Annotated in this window: 23 protein-coding genes; 8 read left to right on the top strand and 15 right to left on the bottom strand. The window is 51.7% G+C overall.

Features of this window, described 5'->3' with window-relative positions:
- The first annotated feature begins 167 nt into the window (after positions 1-167).
- Positions 168-1,034, top strand: coding sequence for a glutathione-dependent disulfide-bond oxidoreductase (gene yghU / locus OGW44_RS22380; protein WP_075848590.1), 867 nt, complete (start codon positions 168-170; stop codon positions 1,032-1,034).
- A 50-nt stretch (positions 1,035-1,084) separates the two neighbouring features.
- Here the strand turns inward: yghU and hybG are convergent, their stop codons facing one another.
- From hybG to yghX, 11 genes are all read right to left on the bottom strand, one after another.
- Positions 1,085-1,333, bottom strand: a complete 249-nt coding sequence (hybG, locus tag OGW44_RS22375) for a hydrogenase maturation factor HybG (protein ID WP_003024459.1) — start codon at positions 1,331-1,333, stop codon at positions 1,085-1,087.
- Between the two features lie 30 nt (positions 1,334-1,363).
- Positions 1,364-1,705 (bottom strand): hydrogenase maturation nickel metallochaperone HypA, encoded by a 342-nt coding sequence (gene hypA, locus OGW44_RS22370; RefSeq protein ID WP_016157467.1) that lies wholly within the window; start codon positions 1,703-1,705, stop codon positions 1,364-1,366.
- On the bottom strand, positions 1,698-2,186 hold the full coding sequence (hybE, locus tag OGW44_RS22365; RefSeq protein ID WP_016154490.1) for a hydrogenase-2 assembly chaperone: 489 nt from the start codon (positions 2,184-2,186) through the stop codon (positions 1,698-1,700). The genes hypA and hybE overlap by 8 nt, the downstream gene beginning before the upstream one ends.
- Entirely contained in the window at positions 2,179-2,673 is a 495-nt protein-coding gene (locus OGW44_RS22360; RefSeq protein ID WP_016154491.1) for a HyaD/HybD family hydrogenase maturation endopeptidase, read from the bottom strand. The genes hybE and OGW44_RS22360 overlap by 8 nt, the downstream gene beginning before the upstream one ends.
- Positions 2,673-4,376 carry a hydrogenase 2 large subunit gene (hybC, locus tag OGW44_RS22355; RefSeq protein WP_003024476.1) on the bottom strand — a complete coding sequence of 568 codons (1,704 nt, stop codon included), beginning with the start codon at positions 4,374-4,376 and terminating at the stop codon, positions 2,673-2,675. The genes OGW44_RS22360 and hybC overlap by 1 nt, the downstream gene beginning before the upstream one ends.
- A complete protein-coding gene (gene hybB, locus OGW44_RS22350) occupies positions 4,373-5,551 on the bottom strand; it encodes a Ni/Fe-hydrogenase cytochrome b subunit (RefSeq protein ID WP_016154492.1) in 1,179 nt (392 codons plus the stop codon). The genes hybC and hybB overlap by 4 nt, the downstream gene beginning before the upstream one ends.
- The gene (hybA, locus tag OGW44_RS22345; protein WP_003828357.1) at positions 5,541-6,527 is read right to left on the bottom strand and encodes a hydrogenase 2 operon protein HybA; all 987 of its coding nucleotides are present in this window, start codon (positions 6,525-6,527) and stop codon (positions 5,541-5,543) included. The genes hybB and hybA overlap by 11 nt, the downstream gene beginning before the upstream one ends.
- 2 nt (positions 6,528-6,529) lie before the next feature.
- Positions 6,530-7,648, bottom strand: coding sequence for a hydrogenase 2 small subunit (gene hybO / locus OGW44_RS22340; RefSeq protein WP_016154493.1), 1,119 nt, complete (start codon positions 7,646-7,648; stop codon positions 6,530-6,532).
- Between the two features lie 189 nt (positions 7,649-7,837).
- Entirely contained in the window at positions 7,838-8,125 is a 288-nt protein-coding gene (locus OGW44_RS22335; RefSeq protein ID WP_016154494.1) for a DUF2623 family protein, read from the bottom strand.
- Positions 8,126-8,210: 85 nt separating this feature from the next.
- Positions 8,211-9,851 carry a methyl-accepting chemotaxis protein gene (locus OGW44_RS22330; protein ID WP_047499232.1) on the bottom strand — a complete coding sequence of 547 codons (1,641 nt, stop codon included), beginning with the start codon at positions 9,849-9,851 and terminating at the stop codon, positions 8,211-8,213.
- 214 nt (positions 9,852-10,065) lie between these two features.
- Positions 10,066-10,953, bottom strand: a complete 888-nt coding sequence (gene yghX, locus OGW44_RS22325; protein WP_075848588.1) for a YghX family hydrolase — start codon at positions 10,951-10,953, stop codon at positions 10,066-10,068.
- Positions 10,954-11,108: 155 nt separating this feature from the next.
- Between yghX and OGW44_RS22320 the strand changes: the two genes are divergently transcribed.
- Complete coding sequence (locus OGW44_RS22320; protein WP_053388758.1) at positions 11,109-12,149, top strand: aldo/keto reductase; 1,041 nt, start codon at positions 11,109-11,111, stop codon at positions 12,147-12,149.
- A 68-nt stretch (positions 12,150-12,217) separates the two neighbouring features.
- Here the strand turns inward: OGW44_RS22320 and OGW44_RS22315 are convergent, their stop codons facing one another.
- Positions 12,218-12,721, bottom strand: coding sequence for an ESA_00282 family adhesion-associated protein (locus OGW44_RS22315; protein WP_016154498.1), 504 nt, complete (start codon positions 12,719-12,721; stop codon positions 12,218-12,220).
- A gap of 104 nt (positions 12,722-12,825) precedes the next feature.
- Between OGW44_RS22315 and OGW44_RS22310 the strand changes: the two genes are divergently transcribed.
- Positions 12,826-13,230, top strand: a complete 405-nt coding sequence (locus OGW44_RS22310) for a hypothetical protein (protein WP_016154499.1) — start codon at positions 12,826-12,828, stop codon at positions 13,228-13,230.
- Between the two features lies 1 nt (position 13,231).
- Entirely contained in the window at positions 13,232-13,639 is a 408-nt protein-coding gene (locus OGW44_RS22305) for a hypothetical protein (RefSeq protein ID WP_016154500.1), read from the top strand.
- Between the two features lie 71 nt (positions 13,640-13,710).
- Here OGW44_RS22305 and exbD read toward each other — a convergent pair whose 3' ends face one another.
- Together exbD and exbB are read right to left on the bottom strand one after the other, a co-directional pair.
- Complete coding sequence (gene exbD / locus OGW44_RS22300) at positions 13,711-14,136, bottom strand: TonB system transport protein ExbD (RefSeq protein ID WP_016154501.1); 426 nt, start codon at positions 14,134-14,136, stop codon at positions 13,711-13,713.
- Positions 14,137-14,142: 6 nt separating this feature from the next.
- On the bottom strand, positions 14,143-14,877 hold the full coding sequence (gene exbB / locus OGW44_RS22295) for a tol-pal system-associated acyl-CoA thioesterase (RefSeq protein WP_016154502.1): 735 nt from the start codon (positions 14,875-14,877) through the stop codon (positions 14,143-14,145).
- Between the two features lie 250 nt (positions 14,878-15,127).
- Between exbB and metC the strand changes: the two genes are divergently transcribed.
- Positions 15,128-16,315, top strand: a complete 1,188-nt coding sequence (gene metC, locus OGW44_RS22290) for a cystathionine beta-lyase (RefSeq protein WP_016157474.1) — start codon at positions 15,128-15,130, stop codon at positions 16,313-16,315.
- Between the two features lie 131 nt (positions 16,316-16,446).
- Positions 16,447-17,106 carry a DedA family general envelope maintenance protein YghB gene (gene yghB, locus OGW44_RS22285; RefSeq protein ID WP_016154504.1) on the top strand — a complete coding sequence of 220 codons (660 nt, stop codon included), beginning with the start codon at positions 16,447-16,449 and terminating at the stop codon, positions 17,104-17,106.
- Positions 17,107-17,183: 77 nt separating this feature from the next.
- On the opposite strand, the gene OGW44_RS22280 is transcribed toward yghB, so the two are convergent.
- A complete protein-coding gene (locus OGW44_RS22280) occupies positions 17,184-18,083 on the bottom strand; it encodes an AraC family transcriptional regulator (protein WP_029139662.1) in 900 nt (299 codons plus the stop codon).
- Between the two features lie 195 nt (positions 18,084-18,278).
- Between OGW44_RS22280 and yqhD the strand changes: the two genes are divergently transcribed.
- The gene (gene yqhD / locus OGW44_RS22275; RefSeq protein ID WP_104651870.1) at positions 18,279-19,442 is read left to right on the top strand and encodes an alcohol dehydrogenase; all 1,164 of its coding nucleotides are present in this window, start codon (positions 18,279-18,281) and stop codon (positions 19,440-19,442) included.
- Between the two features lie 306 nt (positions 19,443-19,748).
- The gene (dkgA, locus tag OGW44_RS22270; protein ID WP_016154506.1) at positions 19,749-20,576 is read left to right on the top strand and encodes a 2,5-didehydrogluconate reductase DkgA; all 828 of its coding nucleotides are present in this window, start codon (positions 19,749-19,751) and stop codon (positions 20,574-20,576) included.
- The last annotated feature ends 47 nt before the right edge of the window (positions 20,577-20,623 follow it).

The following is a 20,623-nucleotide window of genomic DNA, read 5'->3' as shown; positions in this document are numbered from 1 at the left end:
CCGTCCAACATTGATTTCCTCTTCATGGAGTACGGAGCGGGTACAATGAACGGGTTGGATTTATCTTCCCCTTTCAGCACAAAGCGACATAAAGTCCCAATCTGTTAAATTGAGTTCTACCTAACTGCTACACTGCATCAACACAACCACTCAGAAGGCAGGTTAATATGTCAGACAATACCTATCAGCCCGCGAAAGTCTGGACGTGGGAAAAATCGAACGGGGGCGCATTCGCCAATATCAACCGCCCGGTTTCCGGTGCCACCCACGAGAAAACGCTGCCGGTTGGCAAACATCCGCTGCAGCTCTATTCGCTGGGTACGCCAAACGGGCAGAAAGTGACGATCATGCTGGAGGAGTTGCTGGCGCAGGGGGTGAAGGGCGCGGAATACGATGCCTGGATTATCCGCATTGGCGATGGCGATCAGTTTTCCAGCGGCTTTGTTGAGGTGAATCCGAACTCGAAGATCCCGGCGCTACGCGATCACTCGCAAAACCCACCAGTTCGCGTATTCGAATCTGGCGCAATCCTGCTCTATCTGGCGGAAAAATATGGTTATTTCCTGCCGCAGGATTTGGCAAAACGCACCGAAACGCTGAACTGGTTGTTCTGGTTACAAGGCGCAGCGCCGTTCCTCGGCGGAGGCTTTGGTCACTTCTATAACTATGCTCCGGTAAAAATTGAGTACGCTATCAATCGCTTCACCATGGAAGCCAAGCGCTTACTCGACGTGCTGGATAAACAATTGGCGCGACATCAGTTTGTGGCCGGAGATGAATACACCATTGCCGATATGGCGGTCTGGCCATGGTTTGGCAATGTGGTTCTGGGCAACGTCTACGACGCAGCAGAGTTCCTTGACGCAGGAAGCTACACGCACGTACAACGCTGGGCAAAAGAGATTGCAGCGCGTCCGGCGGTTAAGCGTGGTCGTATTGTAAACCGCACTAACGGACCGCTGAACGAGCAGCTTCATGAACGCCATGACGCCAGCGACTTCGATACCCATACCGAAGATAAGCGCCAGAACTAAAATAAATTGCCGGATGGCAACCGCTATCCGGCAATTTCATTCAGGATTTGTCACGCGCTGGTGACGTCGTACTCCATGCGGCGAAGTGCGTCTAACGTGGCTTTAGCTTCATCTTCATCAATGATGCTCATGGCGAACCCTACGTGCACCAGCACCCATTGCCCGACCAGCTCAGCTGTATCACCTTCACAAATCAGGGCAATATTGACATCACGTTTGATGCCGCACACTTCAACCTGCGCAAGCTGGTGAATATCTTCACCAACGGCCAGAACCTGACCAGGGACTCCAATACACATATCTGACTCCGCCCCATAGCAACCTATGGGTTATTCGACTTCAATACTTTTCACTTTCAGTGAATCGCCAGCATCAACCCGCAGACGATCGCCCTGACATTGTGGACACTGCGCATCATGCTGGGTGATTTCCACAACCTGACTGCAATCCCAGCACCATGCCTGGGCTGGCTTGTAATCAATATGCAGTTCACAACCCTGAGCCAGCGTCCCCTGACAGACGATGTCGAAACTGAAACGAACGGCGCTCTCTTCAACGCAGGAGAGAGCCCCGATTTCCAGCCAAACACCGGTTACACGTTTGACACCGTGCTGCTCTGCCTGCTGTTGAACAATCTCAACCGCGCTCTGACAAAGGGACAGCTCATGCATTTTCGCAGTTCCGACGACCCAGCAGCAACGCGCGGCGATTAAGCTGCGGCGCATTCGGATCGCTAACCGGCAGCGATAACAGCATTCGCGCGCAATCGTCAGTCAGACGCATGCCTTCTTGCGCCGACATACTGTGCGAAAGCGGCGACATCAGTGAGCAGGAAAGGTATTGCGATACGCCCTCCAGTTCACCAACGGTAAAGGTCATCTCGCCATACGGCAGACGCAGTCCGATTTTTTCGCTGACTTTACGCACCGGCCAGATCTGGTCCGGTCCGGGGAAAATCAGTGCGCTGAGCATCCAGGGCGTGATAACACACCCCGTCCACTGTCCTTCAAACAGCGTAAATTCAGAGACATATACCGGCATGTTCGGATGCAGGAAAGAGAGATCGTGCATTGAACGCCGGGCAACCTCTTCAAACGCTGCCTGAATTTGCATCTTCGGGGCCGTCTGAAAACCGACAAACTCCTCAGACATGAGCCGCCTCCCGCGGGATCGCTTCAACACCTGATTCGCGAAGCGCGGCAAGAACCTGCTCAAGCGCAGGTTCAATCATCGCTTCAACCGTTGGCGTTAGTCCGATATGCGGCTCCAGCGATTCCGGAATAACACCGACTAACGTCAGCTTTTTCGGAAACTCGCCGGTGAAACGCAGGGCCGACAATACGTCGGCCAGACCAAGCTGGTGCGGTGAGATTTTGTTGGTAAACAGCGCCGGGATCTCTTCATCCCGCAGGACCATCATCGTTCCTGGCGTGTTTTTCTTCGACACAATGGCGTCAGCAATGATCAGATGATCTCTGTTTGCCATATCACCGAGAAGCTCCATCCCAGCCGTACCACCGTCCAGAACATCAACAAAGTCTGGCAGGACGTACCGTTGTTCTAATGTTTCAACGATACGTACCCCGATGGCTTCGTCGGTCAGCAAAATATTGCCGACCCCTAAGACTAATATCCGCATTACAGAACCTTAACTGAGACCACTTCGTTCCCATCAACGTCCACCACATGCACCGCACATGACATACAAGGGTCGAAGGAGTGAATGGTACGAACCACTTCCAGCGGTTTGTTTGGATCGGCAATCGGCGTACCTACCAGCGAGCGCTCATACGGTCCCACTTCATCATTAAAGTTACGTGGGCCAGAGTTCCAGGTTGACGGTACTACCGCCTGGTAGTTGCTGATAATGCCATCTTTGATCACCATCCAGTGAGACAGCATACCGCGCGGCGCTTCGAGGAAACCGACACCTTTAAATTCACCCGTTGCCGGGATATCCGGTTTCACGAAGGTGGTGTGGTCGCCTTTGCCGATGTTCACAATCAGCGCGTTGTACTGATCCTGCAGAACGTTCTGCAGTTCACAGCAGTGAACGGTACGGCCAATAATACGGCCCAACGTAGAGTGCAGCTGTGACACTTCGATAGTTTTACCGGTCAGTTTGGTGTAAATCGCGATGATTTCATTCAGCTTGGCATGGGTAGACTCGCGTTTGGCCGCCAGTTTACACAGCATGTTGGCCAACGGACCCACTTCAACCGTTTTACCGTAGAAGGTCGGTGCTTTAACCCAGGAGTACTTGCCGTCATCTGACCAACCGGTGTAATCAGGAACCGTTGTGCCTTCCCACGGAGCCTGCGGCGCTTCGTCTTTGTACCACGCGTGTTTCGCACTCTCCTGAATCCCTTTGATCAGGTACTCATCGGAGTGAGAGGTGATCGGACGATAGGTCGACAGATCTTCATTGGTGATGTAACCACCCGGGAACAGGAAGCTGCCGTTTTTACCGTCAGTCGGGAATTCCGGTGCGCTCAGATAGTTAACCGCACCTTGACCACGTTCCAGCCACTCAGGGTAGAACGCAGCAATAACTGCGGTATCAACCTTGTAAACCTGCTCAACGAAGTCGCTCAGCTTATCGATAAAGGACTTGATATACATCAGGCGCTCAAGGTTCAGCACGCCAAGGCCGTCGAGGTTAATTGGGTTAGCAACCCCGCCTACCGCCAGGTTCTGAATGTGCGGCGTTTTACCGCCCAACAGCGCCACAACACGGTTAGCATCACGCTGGCATTCCAGCGCCTGCAGGTAGTGAGCGACCGCAATCAGGTTCACTTCTGGCGGCAGCTGCATCGCCGGGTGACCCCAGCAACCGTTGGCAAAAATGCCTAACTGACCGCTGGCAACAAGGTCTTTGATCTTGTTCTGAACCTTAGTGAACTCTTCTGCGCTGTTCAGGTGCCAGGAGGACACGCCGTTCAGCATGGCAGACGCTTTCGCTGGATCTGCTTTCAGTGCAGAGGTGATATCCACCCAGTCCAGCGCAGAGAGCTGATAGAAGTGAACAATGTGGTCATGCGTGGTGTGCGCGGCCAGAATGATGTTACGGATATACTGTGCGTTCACCGGAACATCAATATTCAGCGCGCTTTCTGCTGCACGAACGGAAGAGATAGCGTGAGTGGTAGTACAAACGCCACAGATACGCTGCACAATCATCCAGGCATCGCGCGGATCGCGGTTTTTCACGATCTCTTCCATGCCGCGCCACATGGTACCGGAAGCCCATGCTTTAGATACCACGCCATTTTCGATTTCGCAGTCGATGCGTAAATGACCCTCAATACGGGTTACCGGATCAATAGTAATTCTCTGGCTCATGCTTTGCTCGCCTCATGACGATTTTGATCGTTTTGTTTTAAAGGAGGAAGTATCGGCAGTAGACGAATGAGTACGATGTATGCACAAATCTCAATAGCCACAAAACCAATAGAAATCAACAGTTCTTCCCAGGTCGGGAAGTAGTGGTAGCCACCACCAGGATTGAACGCCACCAGCGAATAGGACAGACGCCATGTCGCACAACCCAGCAATGCGCTCAGCGCAGACAGATACAGCATGCGCGAGTCGTTACGCAGCTTAGTGACGCGCAGCACCACCAGCGGGAAGACCATCAGCACGACTTCAATCCAGAACATCAGGGAGTAAAGATCGCCTGAGAACGCATAGGACAGCTTGTCGCGATAGATCAGTTCGCCAAAGCGCAGAACCACGAAAATCGCCAACAGCACGCTGATGGTATTCGTCAGCTTGATGAACAAACTTTTCTCGTCCGGACCATTACCTTTCAGCCCGGCTTGTACCAACGAGCCTTCGAAGATGACGATCGAGAAGCCCATAATAAAAGCGGTTAATACGGAGAAAAGCGGCAACATTTCATAAGCTTGCCATAGCGGATGCACCTTATAGCCCGCAGAAATCATCAATGAACCCATTGAAGACTGGTGCATAGTTGGCAGCAGTGCGCCAAGTGCAATAATAAAGAACATCACTTTGTTCAAACGCTTGAGAGAGACTTTCCACCCCAGACGTTCAAACAGAGCCGGAGCAAATTCCAGCGCCATGATGCCGATATAGATGGTCATACAGACCGCCGTTTCGAACAGTACCGAGTTCACGTTGAAGTGGCCCGGAATGTAGAAATACGGCAGGTTCCAGTAACGACCGACGTCAATGGTGATCGACAGACCACCCAGCGAGTAGCCAAACAGGCTCGCCAACAGCGCCGGACGTACCAGTGGATGGTATTGTCCTCTGTTGAAAACATACACCGCCCACGCCAGCGCCCAGCCACCGCACGCGAAGCCGGTACCAATCAGCAGGTCAAACGCGATCCATACACCCCATGGGAAACCGCCGTTCAGATCGGAGACTGAGCCCAATCCGAAGACCAGACGTTTCACGATCAGGAGCATACACAGGACGATAAGCGGCCCAAAAATAATGACCGGTTTGCTGATTATTTTTCCGCCCAGCGGTTTAGGATCATGACTCATGATCGTCTCCTCCATCGTGATGGTCGTTTTTCGTGTTACGACGAACCAGCACGGTTAAGCCCGCCAGCGCAGCCAGGGGTAATATCATGCCCTTGTACAAGGAATGTTGAACATGTTCGGAACGCGCACCGGTTGAAAGATCATCCAGTTTCGGCAGATCCAAATCCTCGTAAGGAACGCCCGTCAGTACCATAACCTGTGTACCACCACCCTCTTTCTCGCCGTACAGATGGGGGTAATACTTCGGTACCGTATGCAGATAGGTATCGCCTGCTTTCACCGTCTGACGCGGATAGTGGTATTCGCTGCCAGGCTTCAGCGCGAGACGTTTTTTCGCCTCAGCCATCAGCTCTTCACGCGTACCAAAAATCACCGCACCGGCAGGGCACACTTCAACACAACCCGGTAAACCGCCTTTGTCCAGACGCTCAACACCTTTCTGGTTACACAGTTCACATTTGTGAAGCGCACCAAACGGGTTGTTGTAGTCATACTTAGGCACATTGTACGGGCAGGCGACCATGCAGTAACGACAGCCCGTGCAGACATCTTTGTCATAGTGGACGATGCCAGTTTTCGGATCTTTCTTCAGCGCGGAGACCGGGCAAACGGAGACGCAGTTCGGATCGACACAGTGCATGCACTGCTTCTTAATGTATGCGTAGCCGTTTTCTTCCTGGTCTTTGTTAACGCCTGTTCCGCTACGCCACACCTGGATGATGTTATTGGTATACGGTGACAGTTTGTCGTTGTTCGACCAGGTCTGCTCGCCTTCCGGGTTACGCGCCGGGAAGTTGATATCCTGACACTTGGTGACACAGGCCTGGCAGCCTACGCACAGCGTCGAGTCATAGAGCATCCCAAGAGAACCAGGGATCGGCGGACGGTTTTCTGCAGCCGCATGGCTGATGGACGGCGCAGCGCCCAACAGCAATGCCCCGCTGGAGGCTGCTTTAATAAAGTTACGTCTGTTCACGGTTATTCTCCCCGTGAGTCAGCGTTATCTTTCTTCTGCTGACGCCCCAGTTCACGAACCGCCATCACGCTGACACCGGCAACCAGTCCTACTACGCCACCAAGCAGCCCAATCGCCCCGGCAGAAATATTGCCGCCTTCTTTCATATTGACGTCAGGTTTCTCGGAACGCGGTGTTTGGTTTTCCACATGAGCAAGCTGGTGAATACCTTTATGGAAACCGACACCTTCTTCGTTACAGCCGTAGCAAGGGTGACCGATAGCCACCGGCCACACGCCGCCAACATCGCAGAATTGCAGCGTTGAGCAGTTGCCGTAGGTTTCTGGTCCTTTACAGCCCAGATGGTAGAGGCACCAGCCTTCACGGTGACCTTCATCGCCAAACTCTTTAGCAAAACGACCTGCATCGAAGTGCGGGCGACGTTCGCAGTGTTCGTGAATCAAACGACCATAGGCAAATGTCGGACGGTTTTTGGTATCCAGCTTCGGCGGCTTACCGTAAGTGATGATATGCGCGACCGTTGCAAGGAAGTTGTGCGGGTTCGGAGGACAGCCGGGGATGTTGATGATGGTTTTGCCTGGCAGAACTTCCTGCAAGCCGACGGCCCCCGTTGGGTTAACGCCAGCAGCAGCAACACCACCCCACGCGGCACAAGAGCCGATGGCAATGATAGCGGCAGCGCCTTCTGCGGCCCGGCGGATGTGATCTACGATCGGCTCACCGGCAACCATGCAGTAAATACCATTGTCTTTCAGTGGGATAGAACCATCTACAACCAAAACATATTGCCCTTTGTACTTCTCCAGAGCGTTATGTTTATTCTCTTCGACCTGGTGGCCGAAAGCGGCAGAGAGTACCTCATGGTATTCCAGAGAGATTGTCTCCAGAACGAGGTTTTCCACTGTAGGGTGTGTCGCGCGAAGTAGCGATTCAGTACAACCCGTACACTCCTGCGCACCAATCCAGATAACCGGTGGACGCTGAGGACGAGAAACTGATTCGGCCATTTCTGCGGCGGCTTTGCTACTGAGCCCCATGGTAGCGGCCAGTGCTGCACAAAGCTTCATGAAATCACGGCGATTGATGCCGTTCGAATTGATGAGAGAGTTATCTCCAGTCATTTTATAGTTATTCCGTTGCGAAGACCTGGCTTTTATTTTGCACCTTTCGCATGTTGCATATTGCGATCGGCGCGCCATTTACCACACTTTTTATATGGTTATGTGCATTATAATACTTCGGCGGAGCAACAAAACGAAGGCGTAGGTCAATAGTGTAATTAATTAAAGCAAGATAATACCCCTTTCGGATCAAGCTTCGAGACGATAGCCAGCCATGAAAAAACGAATTGTTGTACTGGACTGGTTCTCTTTAAAGAAATCCATAACCATCTCTTTATCCAGCCCATAGCGACGCGTGAGGATCCCCGCTTCCCACGCGCTGAGCTGTCGATCGCCCGTTTTTTCAAACATTCGATGAGAAAATCCCAGCACAAAACCGCGTTTATAATCAGCACAAAAATTGGCCGCCGTGCGTGCGCTATCCGCACTTGACGCGTTTAATCCGGCCATCAAGCCTTTTCCAAAATGGTTGTCCATGCATAACCTCCAATCGCTATATAATAAATTATATAGCGATTTTTTAAGCAAAGACCAGAGGTATCACGTACTTTTTTATGCCCGCTTAAAAGGACACCCATTCATCCTTTTTAGCGGCTGCAGACGTTTTGCTGTCTGCTGAAGGGGAAGCGGTACTAGCGGCGGCGTACTGCACATCGTTTGCTGAAAGGCGGAACTGTTGTACCGAGCGTTGCAGCTCTTCCGTTTGCCGTTCAAGCGCCACAGCCGCGGCGGAAACTTGCTCTACCAGCGCGGCGTTCTGTTGCGTTACGCTGTCCATCTGCGTGATCGCCACGCTCACCTGCGAGATGCCCTTATTCTGTTCTTCTGAGGCAGAAGCAATTTGCTTCATGATAACGGTCACTTCGGTGGCTCCGCGCAAAATCGCCTCCATGGTTAATCCCGTCTCTTTAACCAGTCGAGCGCCCTGATCGACGCGACGCGACGATTCGCCAATCAGCGTCTCAATCTCTTTCGCCGCCCCGGCGCTACGGCTGGCGAGGTTACGCACCTCACCGGCAACAACGGCAAAACCACGCCCCTGCTCACCTGCTCTGGCAGCTTCAACTGCCGCGTTCAGCGCCAGAATATTGGTCTGGAAGGCAATGCTATTAATAACAGACGTGATTTCCGCGATCTGTTTAGAGCTGGCGGCAATGCCGTCCATCGTCTCAACCACTTCTGAAACCAGGCTGCTCCCTTTACCTGCCGTCTCTGTCGCCGTATCGGCAAGCTGGCTGGCTTCACGCGCATTTTCGGCGTTCAGTTTTACCGTTGCGGTCAGTTGCTCCATGCTGGCAGCGGTCTCTTCCAGCGCCGCAGCCTGCTCCTCAGTACGCGATGAGAGATCGTTATTGCCGGTGGAAATTTCCGTAGCCCCTCGCCAGATGTTGTCACTACCTGAGCGAATTGTACTGACGGCTTCGCGCAGGCTGTCCTGCATCGCGCACAATAACGGCACCAGTTGGCCCACGCAGTTACGGCCAAAATCTTCGATTGGATGGCTGAGATCGCCCTGAGCAATCTGCTGGAACTGCTGGCGGATACGTCCCAGGGGTTTCACCATCATGGCGACGAGGTAACGATCTGTGAAGAACAGGAGAGCAATACCGAGGACCACGGCGGTAATAATTAGCGTCCGGATGATAGACGTTTTGCCATCGACCATGACACGCGTGGTATCAAGCCGCTCACCTGCCGTGGCGTTAAAACGTTCGGCACTGGCGCCAAATTCACGGCTCAGCGCTGGCGTAACGGTGCTGGCATGCTCCGCAAAGGCCGTAAGCGTGCCCTGCTGCGCCAGTTGCATTTGCGGAATCACCCCGTTATCCAGCAGCGCCTGCCACTTCGTCAGTACCGCCGCGGCAACATCCGGATCCATAGGCCCCGGAGACAACGTTTTCATCTCCTGGAGTTTTTTGCTCATATTCTCCAGGGACTGCTGCGCTGGTGCAAAATCAGGCGTTCCGCCGCTCATTTTGACATCCATGGCGCGACTTAAGCGCGTTACGAAGCGAAAATACTGATCGTTCCCCTGACTGAGTACCGTCATCTGATGGACAAGATGACGGTCAATATCATTGCCTTCAGATATTTTTGATAAAGAATGAAGACTGAATAAACCCACGCCCGACCAGAGCAGGCAAAAAAGTCCCAGTATTGCCAACATGACAATACGAATAGTGAAGTTTTTCAGCAAACGCATAATAATTTCCTTGCCGTTGATGAGGAATTCGCCATCAGGCGATACTTATCCTTGTTATCGGCAGGCAACAGAGAAGATATAATGCATTCTTTATTTTTTTACTTTCTTAAGTACATCCAATATTATTTACACTATATCAACATGAATGCTAATGAAATTAGCTAGCATTATTATTCAGATAATTAACCTGAAGCATTAAATAATCTCTTGTTTTCTATCGTAAATATTTGTTAAACCATGCAAGAGTACGCTCCCAGGCCAAATCAGCGGCAGCATTATCATAACGCGGAGTCGAGTCATTATGAAAACCATGATTAACGCCGGGATAGATATATGCCTCATAGACTTTCTTATTGGCTTTGAGCGCCGCTTCATAGGCAGGCCATCCCTCATTAATTCGGGTATCTAATTGCGCATAGTGCAGTAATAAAGGCGCTTTTATTTTAGGGACATCTGATGCAGGAACCTGACGCCCATAAAAAGGCACTGCGCAGGCCAGTTCAGGAAAAGCAACGGCTGCGGCATTCGATACGCCGCCACCGTAGCAAAATCCGGTGATACCCACCTTTCCCGTCGCGCCTGAATAACGCTGCATAAATTCAATGGAGGCAAAAAAGTCGTTCATCAGCTTTACGGGGTCCACCTGCTGCTGCAACTCCCGACCTTTATCATCATTGCCAGGATAGCCCCCCACTGAACTTAATCCATCAGGCGCGAGTGCAATATAGCCCGCCTTCGCCACCCGCCGTGCCACATCCTCAATATACGGATTCAGCCCACGATTCTCATGCACCACCACTACCGCCGGAACTTTCCCCGTCGCTTTCGCAGGTTTAACCAGATACCCACGCACATCACCATGCCCTTCAGGTGAAGGATAAGTCATGTATTCCGCCAGGATATCAGTATCGGTGAACTCCACCTGCGTTGCGAGGGCATAATTGGGTTTCAACACATTGAATAATGCCAGCGCCGTCATACCACCGACTGCATATTTCGCAGCAAGATTGAGAAACTCGCGTTTCGTTATTTTGCCATGAGCGTAATAGTCATAGTAGTCGAGCAATTCTTGCGGAAAGTCTTTGGCAGTTAGACGCGGCATGGCAGCACTCCGGATCGATGTTTTTTTAAGCAAAGCACAGTGGTCTGTTTTTGCCCAGTTTTTCATTCCAGTGTGACCTGGTGAACGGGATATTCATCATGAACCCGCTAGAATAGAAACGTTGTTTCGAAATTCACCTGCACTAAGGAGATCTCATGGACTGGTTTGCCAATCCTGAACGTTACGAGCAGATGCTCTATCGCTACTGCGGGCGCAGCGGTTTACGTTTACCCGCACTATCGCTGGGTTTGTGGCACAGTTTTGGGCACGTTCAGGCGCTGGATTCACAGCGCGCTCTGCTGCGTAAAGCATTTGATTTAGGCATCACGCATTTTGATTTAGCCAATAACTACGGGCCGCCTCCGGGCAGCGCAGAAGAGAATTTTGGCCGATTACTGCGCGAGGATTTTGCACACTATCGTGATGAACTGATCATCTCTACCAAGGCAGGCTATGACATGTGGCCAGGGCCATACGGTTCTGGCGGTTCGCGCAAATACCTGCTCGCCAGCCTCGACCAGAGCCTGAAACGCATGGGCCTCGACTATGTCGATATCTTCTACTCGCACCGCGTTGACGAAAATACGCCAATGGAAGAGACCGCCTCAGCGCTGGCCCATGCGGTGCAAAGCGGTAAAGCGCTGTATGTCGGCATCTCATCCTATTCCCCGGAGCGTACGCAGAAAATGGCCGAGCTGATGCGGGAATGGAAAATTCCGCTGCTGATCCACCAGCCTTCTTACAACCTGCTTAACCGTTGGGTAGACAGCAGCGGTCTGCTGGATACGCTGGAATCCAACGGCATGGGCTGCATCGCATTTACGCCGCTGGCCCAGGGGCTGCTGACGGGGAAATACCTCAACGGCATTCCGGAAGGTTCACGCATGCAGCGTGAAGGGAAAAAAGTTCGTGGGCTGACGGAAAATATGCTGACGGAAGAAAACCTTAACAGCCTGCGTTTGCTCAATGAGATGGCGCAACAGCGCGGACAGTCGATGGCGCAAATGGCCTTAAGCTGGCTGCTGAAAGACAATCGGGTAACGTCGGTATTAATTGGCGCCAGCCGACCGGAGCAACTGGAGGAGAACGTTCAGTCATTGGCTAACCTGACGTTCAGCGCCGAAGAACTGGCGCAGATCGATAAGCATGTCGCGGATGGTAAGCTGAACCTGTGGCAGGCCTCATCTGACAAATAGCCGTTTGTAACTCTGTGCCGGGAAGCGGCGTTAGCCTCCCCGGCACGTAACAGGGCCAGCCAATCCCTTCACACCTCTTCCGCTTTGATCTCTGGACGTTGAAATTCCGGCCACACCAGCGCGACAAGCGCAGGATAAGCCTCCAGACTGAACTCCCTGAAGCACTGGCGTAAGTTAAGCACATCCAGATCGGCATGCGGGACTTTCTCACCGCTCAGACAGCGCTTTTTTATATTGTCGTAATATTTATACACCGCAGAGTTGAGATCGCTACAACGCCGCTGTGCATCAAATAGCCCTGGCGTCTCATTTAGCTCTACCATTGTCATCCGCTTGATCGTTGAGTGGATAAAATCGATATATTCGTGATTAACGCGCCAATACCATACTGGGGTAATCGAATTCATCAGTACCGAAAAATGATCTTCCCCCTCTTCTTTACTCAGCATTTCCGGCTGGTTTTCAGAGTGCCCATTTTCTGCATATCGGTTTTTATTTGCACTGCGCATCAACAAAAGTACCCCGCAGGTAAGCAATAGCAGGGTAATAACAGAATAAAATATACTGTTCATATACTGGCTCCATTTTTTTTGATTTTAAAATTACGCCATGCTATTGTCAACGCAGCCTGGTTTATTTAGAACAACATATCATTGGCATCAAAGGATATTTCAACATGCTTCCCGAGCATCTTGTTCCCTCGCGTTTTCACTTATCCAGCTCATCTACTAATACCAGTTCCACAGATAATAGTGAAAATTTGACTCAGGGAAAGAGAACATTAAGCGATTACGAACCCGATATTTTGATTAGCTCTACCGCTAACGGCCAGGCGCGCAATATGTTATTTGAAGAGTGCGATCGCCATTTAAAAGAGCGCCTGTTTCGTGCCGCAAAAATTGAGTCCTTCACTCGCCTGCTCAATTCACTACAAGCGGAAGGCGACATTAACGCTCAAGAATTAAGTAAAATTTTATCGACAAAAACAGCCAGCGTAAATGAACAGGGCAATAAAATTTGGCTTAATTTAATTACGCGTGAGACCAGCGATCCTATTTTTTATTCTCTGGAAGAGAAATAAAATGAAAGATGTTGAGGATAATAATGTTTATTTGGCTTTAGATGACCATAAAAGCGATGAGTTTGTCTTAAAGCAAAATTTGGCCGTATTGATTGCCAATAAAAATGCGACGTTGGAAAGCGTTGCCCAGGAGATGGTCTCTATTCCCGCCGCGCTAGTGCGGATGAAATGGCAAAATCGTCGCGAAATTTATGCGCTACAGGCTAAAGAAGAGATCTATGGCGCCGCGATTGAAGCCATTATGGAGCAGCAACCAGAACTACGGGACAAAATCATGGCCCGGCTGGAGAGCACATACCAGCATATACTCAAGCGAGAAACAGCCACCTTACGCCTGACGCGTAAACTGTCTGAAGGGAACTACGAACCCACCAGGATAACGGCAGTCGCACTGGATGAGGACAGATAAGGGCGTGTGGGGAGAGCTGAATCAGGAGAGGAAGGCCGGGTAAGGCAACAACCATTACCCGGCAATCAGGATTACTTCGCTTTCACGGTCTCTTCACCGACCAGACCAATCTTCAGGAAACCCGCCTGATGCAGCGTATCCATAACTTTCATCATGGTTTCATAATCGACGGTTTTATCCGCACGGAAGAAAATCGTGGTGTCTTTCTTCCCATCGGTCAGCGTATTTAATTCGCTAATCATGGTGTCATCCGTCACCTGATTGTTGCCAATAAACATACTCTTATCGGCTTTAACAGACAGGTAAACCGGTTTTTCCGGACGCGGCTGCGGCGTGCTGGTGGAAGCCGGGAGATTCACCTTCACATCCACCGTTGCCAACGGTGCGGCCACCATAAAGATGATCAATAAAACCAACATAACATCGATAAACGGCGTCACGTTGATTTCATGCATTTCACCGTTATCGTCCAGGTTTTCATTAAAGCTCATTGCCATGGAACATTATCCTACACGTAATTTCTGCGCTGCACGTACCGGATGGGCAGAAGCGCTAGCGTTCAGGTCCAGATCGCGACTTTGCAGCAACAGTACCTGTGCCGCGACATCGCCCAGCATCGCTTTATAGCTGCCAATCTGACGTGCGAAAATGTTGTAGATAACGACCGCAGGAATTGCCGCGACCAGACCGATCGCCGTCGCTAACAGAGCTTCTGCGATACCCGGCGCAACAACGGCCAGGTTGGTCGTTTGGGTTTGTGCAATCCCGATGAAGCTATTCATGATGCCCCATACGGTACCGAACAGACCCACAAATGGAGAGATAGCCCCGATGGTGGCCAGGTAGCCGTTACCACGTCCCATATGACGACCTACCGCCGCCACACGACGCTCCAGACGGAAACCGGTACGCTCTTTAATACCTTCGTTGTCGTCGCTGCCTTCTGACAATTCCAGTTCGTTCTGCGCTTCGTAAATCAACTGTGCGCCTAGGCTTTTGCCATCAAATCCTGCAGCAATCTCATTTGCCTGGTCTAAAGAGCGGGCGTCCGCCAGCAGTTGCTGTTCACGCTTAAGGCGGCGTTTCTGAGTAAAGAACTCAAGGCTCTTACTAAAGAAGATAGCCCAGGTGACCACTGATGCCAAAATCAGCCCAATCATCACGCACTTAACCACGATATCGGCGTGCTGATACATACCCCAGACGGAAAGATCCGTCTGCATCAAATTATTACCCACTCTGTATCTCCAGGACGCAAATCACAAAATCTGAGCGTAATGATATCAAAACGACGTCGAATTGATAGTCGTTCTCATTACTATTTACATATTGCCGCACCTTTGGTTTCTTTTCCTTGCGCTTACGCAGTAAAAAAGTCACCAGAAGCATTTTGAGATTATTTTCTACTGTATGACCGTTCTGCAGGATGCGTCATCTTTGATTCATGGTAGTTTAGACATCCAGACGTATAAAAACAGGTAAGACGACATGGCAGATAAGCAACTTGAAACCAAACTCGTTCACGCAGGACGCAGTAAAAAGTACACGCTGGGCGCGGTAAATAGCGTGATCCAGCGCGCTTCTTCGCTAGTGTTTGACACCGTAGAGGCCAAAAAGCAGGCTACGCACAACCGTGCTAACGGTGCGCTTTTCTATGGACGTCGCGGAACCTTGACGCATTTTTCCCTGCAGGAGGCAATGTGTGAACTGGAAGGCGGCGCGGGTTGTGCGTTATTCCCCTGCGGCGCGGCGGCCGTTGCCAACACCATCCTCGCCTTTGTGGAACAAGGGGATCATGTGCTGATGACCAACACCGCCTATGAACCCAGCCAGGATTTCTGCACCAAAATTCTCGGCAAACTCGGCGTGTCCACCGGATGGTTCGATCCGCTGGTTGGTGCCGATATTGTGAAGCACATACAGCCGAACACTAAAGTCGTATTTCTGGAATCTCCCGGCTCTGTCACCATGGAAGTACATGATGTCCCTGCTATTGTTGCCGCCGTCAGAAGCGTCGCGCCGGATGCGATCATCATAATTGATAACACTTGGGCTGCCGGGGTGCTGTTCAAAGCGCTGGATTTTGGCATCGATATTTCTATTCAGGCTGGCACCAAATATCTGATTGGCCATTCCGACGCCATGGTCGGCACTGCGGTTGCTAATGCCCGTTGCTGGGATCAACTGCGCGAAAATGCCTATCTGATGGGGCAAATGCTGGACGCCGATACCGCCTATATGACCAGCCGCGGACTGCGTACGCTAAGCGTCCGCCTGCGCCAACATCATGAAAGCAGCTTAAAGGTCGCAGAGTGGCTGGCCAGTCATCCGCAGGTCGCCCGCGTGAACCACCCCGCGCTGCCCGGCAGTAAAGGCCACGAATTCTGGAAGCGTGATTTCACCGGCAGCAGCGGACTGTTCTCATTTGTATTGAATAAGAAACTAAATCATGAAGAGCTGGCCGCGTATCTGGACCACTTCAGCCTGTTCAGCATGGCCTACTCCTGGGGCGGTTTTGAGTCGCTGATTCTCGCTAATCAGCCGGAACACATTGCGGCAATCCGTCCGCAAGGCGAGGTGGACTTCAGCGGAACGCTCATCCGTTTGCATATCGGTTTAGAGAATGTTGACGATCTGATTGCCGATTTGGCCGCAGGATTTGCCCGAATCGAGTAAAATTGCCATAGATGGACATATATGCAGACACTTCTGGTGGAAAAGTCTGCAATTGTTGCGTCCGGGATCAAGGCATCCCGGACAATTCAGGAGTACAATCCACACATAAACGCTGTTCCACAGGAAAGTCCATGGTAGTCATTCAAGATATTGTCTCCGCGCTTTGGCAACACGATTTTGCCGCGTTGGCGGATCCGCACGTTGTGAGCGTGGTGTACTTCGTAATGTTCGCCACACTGTTTTTAGAAAATGGCCTGCTGCCTGCCTCCTTTTTACCCGGAGACAGCCTGTTATTGCTGGCAGGGGCGCTGATCGCTCAGGACGTGATGAGTTTTATACCTACCATAGCTATTCTGACTGCCGCAGCCAGTCTGGGCTGCTGGCTGAGCTACATTCAGGGACGCTGGCTGGGCAACACACGGACGGTAAAAGGCTGGCTGGCGCAATTACCTGATAAATATCATCAGCGCGCTACCTGCATGTTTGACCAACACGGGCTGATGGCACTGCTGGCTGGGCGTTTCCTGGCATTCGTTCGTACCTTGCTGCCAACAATGGCGGGAATTTCGGGTCTGCCAAACCGTCGGTTCCAGTTTTTTAACTGGCTGAGCGGTCTGCTGTGGGTCACCGTCGTCACCGGCTTTGGCTATGCGCTGAGCATGATCCCGTTCGTCAAACGCCATGAAGATCAGGTGATGACCTTTTTAATGATCCTGCCGATTGCCCTGTTAACCGCGGGTCTGTTGGGAACCCTGTTTGTCGTGATTAAAAAAAAATACTGTAGCGCCTGAGTATTAACCGTAGGCCGGGGTTCCCCCGGCATTTTCGCCTGATGACGTTTCGCTTATCAGGCCAGCGCTGAGTAAGTTTAACTCCCCTGCATCATTCGAATTCTGGCCGCATCCTCCCCCGGCGTTACGCCAAAGAAACGTTTGAATTCCCGACTGAATTGCGATGCGCTCTCATAGCCGACGCGCATGGCAGCCGCACTGGCCTTCATCCCGTCGTGGATCATCATCATCCGTGCTTTATGCAGACGATAGCTCTTCAGGTATTGCAGCGGCGACGTGCTGGTCACCGCTTTAAAATTATGATGAAACGCCGACACGCTCATGTTCGCTTCTGCCGCCAGCTGTTCGACATTGAGATTTTCGGTGTATTTGGTTTCAATGCGCTTCAGCACCCGGCTTATCAAACTGAAATGCGTCTGGCGGCTAACCAGCGCCAGTAATGCGCCGCCGCGCGGCCCGGTCAGCACATGGTAGAGGATCTCGCGAATAATCTGTTTCCCCAGAATACGCGCATCCAGCGGTCGCTCCATCACATCCAGCAGGCGCTCAGCGGCGCACAGTATTTCGTCAGAAAGCGTCGCGGAGTTGATCCCGCTGGCCGCCATGGCGGGCTGGAACAGCTCATCTTCCCCAATGTCCATCAACAGCTCCTGCAATTGCAGAATATCGACATTCAGGTAGATACCGGCCAGGGGAACCTCCGGCGTTGCATACGTTTCACATTCAAAGGGTAACGGTACGGTTAGCAACAGGTATTCGTTGGCGTCATAACGAAATACACGTTCATTGATATAACCAATTTTATGTCCCGAAAAGAGAAATATGATTCCTGGCTGATACATTACCGGTGTACGCGCTGCCGGCTCAGTGCCGTGCAGCAGGCGGACATCTGGCAGCAGTTCGCTGAGTTTATTTTCATTGTTTTTCAGCTGCTTAATTTTATCTGTCAGCAGAAGGCAGATCTCATCACGGTTCATAGAGCACCATTTCATCATCGGTTTGCAACCCTGACATAATGCGCAGATTTATCCGTTTTCTCCAGCAGTCTGTAGAAATGGGCAAGACATCGGCAGAAATGAGCATTGAGAGCAGCGCGGCTGACGACCACAATGTTCATCATCCGGCAGACACTCTCCTGCCCTCTTTTTTTTACCCACATAAGGGAACGAGCAATGAACAACTTTAATCTCCATACCCCAACCCGCATTCTGTTTGGTAAAGGTGCGATTGCTGAGCTGCGCGATCAAATCCCTCAGGATGCTCGCGTATTGGTTACCTATGGCGGCGGTAGCGTGAAAAAAACCGGTGTCCTGGCACAGGTTCAGGATGCGCTGAAAGGCCTGGACGTGCTGGAGTTTGGCGGTATTGAGCCGAACCCGTCTTATGAAACGCTGATGAACGCGGTAAAAATCGTGCGTGATGAGAAAGTGACGTTCCTGCTGGCGGTAGGCGGCGGTTCGGTGCTGGATGGCACCAAATTCATCGCGGCAGCGGCACAATACGTTGACGGCATCGATCCATGGCGCATTCTGGAAACCCACGGCAACGACGTAACAAGCGCTATCCCGATGGGCTCCGTATTAACCCTGCCAGCAACCGGCTCTGAATCTAACTCCGGCGCGGTCATTTCGCGTAAAACCACCGGCGATAAGCTGGCCTTTATGACCCCATTTGTGCAGCCGGTATTTGCCGTGCTGGATCCGGTTTACACCTATACCCTGCCGCCGCGTCAGGTTGCGAACGGCGTCGTAGATGCCTTCGTACATACCGTTGAGCAGTATGTGACTTATCCGGTAGACGGGAAAATTCAGGATCGCTTTGCCGAAGGTATTCTGCTTACGCTGGTAGAAGAAGGCCCGAAAGCATTGCAGGAGCCGGAAAATTACAACGTGCGTGCGAACGTTATGTGGGCGGCAACCCAGGCGCTGAACGGTCTGATTGGCGCAGGCGTACCACAAGACTGGGCAACGCATATGCTGGGCCACGAACTGACCGCAATGCACGGTCTGGATCATGCTCAAACATTGGCTATCGTTCTGCCAGCACTGTGGAATGAAAAACGCGATACCAAACGTGCCAAACTGTTGCAATACGCAGAGCGTATCTGGAATATCACTGAAGGTTCCGATGACCAACGCATCGACGCCGCTATTGCCGCAACCCGCGCTTTCTTCGAACAAATGGGCGTACCGACTCGTCTGTCTGACTACGGCCTGGACGGTAGCTCCATCCCGGCGCTACTGGAAAAACTGCAAGCGCACGGCGGTACAAAACTGGGCGAACATCAGGACATTACGCTCGAGGTCAGCCGTCGGATTTACGAAGCTGCCCGCTAAGGTTTTTTCACCTCCGCCTTTCATTTTTGGGTATTTATATTCTAAATATTTCGAGTTGCATAAAGGCGGCAAAGGAGAGAATCCCCAGGAGCTTACATAAGTCAGTGACTGGGGGTGAAACGACAAACCTGCCGGGAGCAGATTTGAACGCTGCTTGCAGCGGACCTGAAAGGGCGAGGCTCATGGATGGGCCGCGTAATAAAGCCAACGCATATGCAGCTTGAAGTATGACGAGGATAGGCCAGACTTAAGTCACACCTAACTTACCGGGGCTTGCCTCGGTAAACTCAATTCAGGGGAGGAATTATGACCGGTCCAACCATTATTAAACTACAGGATGGTAACGTCATGCCGCAGCTGGGCCTGGGGGTCTGGAAGGCAAGTAACGAAGAGGTCATCACCGCCATTCATAAAGCGCTGGAAGTGGGGTATCGCTCAATTGATACCGCTGCAGCGTACAAAAACGAAGAAGGTGTCGGCAAAGCAATACGCGATGCGGGCGTACCGCGGGAAGAGTTATTCATCACCACCAAGCTGTGGAATGATGACCAGAAACGCCCTCGGGAAGCCTTGCTCGAAAGCATGGAGAAACTCCAGCTCGATTACCTCGATCTTTATCTGATGCACTGGCCAGTGCCGGCGATCGACCACTACGTTGAAGCGTGGGAAAGCATGATCGATCTGCAAAAAGAAGGGCTGATTAAGAGCATCGGCGTGTGTAACTTTCAGATCAATCATCTCCAGCGACTGATGGATGAAACCGGCGTACCACCGGTGATTAACCAGATAGAACTTCATCCGCTTATGCAACAGCGCCAACTGCACGCCTGGAACGCAACGCATAAAATCCAGACCGAATCCTGGAGCCCGCTGGCGCAGGGCGGCAAAGACGTCTTTGATCAAAAGATTATCCGCGATCTCGCGGAGAAATATGGCAAATCACCGGCGCAGATTGTCATCCGCTGGCATCTGGATAGCGGCCTGGTGGTTATTCCGAAATCAGTCACCCCTGCGCGTATCGCAGAAAACTTTAACGTCTGGGACTTCCGCCTGGATAAAGATGAATTAGGCGAAATCGCAAAGCTCGATCAGGGCAAACGTCTGGGACCAGACCCGGACCAGTTCGGCGGTTAACCCCTTCTCTCCTGCCCGACCTCTCGTCGGGCCTTTACTGATTTGAA

The sequence above is a fragment of the Citrobacter sp. Cb023 genome (genome assembly GCF_030336805.1).
Lineage (GTDB): Bacteria > Pseudomonadota > Gammaproteobacteria > Enterobacterales > Enterobacteriaceae > Citrobacter > Citrobacter braakii.
Note: the sequence above shows the minus strand (reverse complement) of the source record. Positions and strands in the feature narration are given on the sequence as shown.